Source organism: Rhizobacter sp. P3_B12 (genome assembly GCF_056402895.1).
Genome location: NZ_JBFUGN010001505.1, coordinates 1 through 967, shown reverse-complemented (window position 1 = coordinate 967; position 967 = coordinate 1). Strand labels below are relative to the sequence as shown.

At 72.4% G+C, this 967-nt stretch carries 1 protein-coding gene and 1 pseudogene; both read right to left on the bottom strand.

What is annotated here, in order from left to right:
- Positions 1-378, bottom strand: a 378-nt coding sequence (locus AC1D01_RS36480; protein ID WP_477874659.1) for a nicotinate-nucleotide--dimethylbenzimidazole phosphoribosyltransferase, incomplete at its 3' end; no start/stop codon positions are given.
- 3 nt (positions 379-381) lie between these two features.
- Positions 382-967: pseudogene (locus AC1D01_RS36475) on the bottom strand (cobyric acid synthase); the annotation flags it as partial.

The window sequence follows — 967 nt, the reverse complement described above, 5'->3', positions numbered from 1 at the left end:
GTCGATCAATCCAGCCCGCGGCGCGAAATCGTGCGCGACACCGGCGTCCACCACCGTCAGCGCAAGACCGTGCTGGCGCGCGAGCACGCTGACGGCCGCGCCACCGGCCAGGAAGTTCTCGACCATCTGCCAGGTGACGTCGCTCGGAAACGCCGAGACGCCGCGCGCCGCCAGGCCATGGTCGCCGGCGAACACCAGCATCTGCGGTTGCACGAGCCGCGGCGCCTCGCTGCGCTGCACCAGCCCGAGCTGCAGCGCGAGCGATTCGAGGCGGCCGAGCGAGCCGAGCGGCTTGGTCTTGCGGTCCAGCCGCTGCTGCAACCGCTGCGCGAGCGCGGCGTCGTGGGTCGGTGCAATGGAAGGCAGTTCGAGGCGCATGGTTCAGTCCGGCACAGGTTGGAGAAGTTGCATCAGCGAGTCGGGCGCGAAGTGCGCCTCGGCGAAATCGGCCAGACCGTCGAACACGTCGTCGAGCGTGCGGGCCTGCCGGCCGAACAGCGCGCGCAGCACCTCGTCGCATTCGAACACGCCGTGCGCATAGAGCCCGAGCACGTTGCCGCGCTGCCAACCGATCGGCTCGCCGCCGGCATTGCGCAGCGCAACGGCGAGCGGCGCGGTGGCCTGCGTGCGGCCGTGGCGGATCTCGTAGCCGCGCAACGCGGCCTGCGACAGCGCGGCCCACGGCCCGTCCAGCGTCTCGAAGCGAGACTCGATGGTGCCGAGCCGCTTCTCGCGCTCGAAGCGCGTGGCCAGCGGCAGCAGCCCGAGGCCGGCCGCATCGCCGTCGATGCCGAACGGGTCGGCGAGCGATTCGCCGAGCATCTGCAAGCCCCCGCACAGCCCGAGCACCGGCCGGCCGGCCGCGGCGTGCCGGCACACCGCATCGGCCAGCCCCTGCGCGCGCAGCCACGCGAGGTCGCTGCTGGTGTGCTTGGAGCCGGGCAGCACGATCCAGTCGGCATCGGCC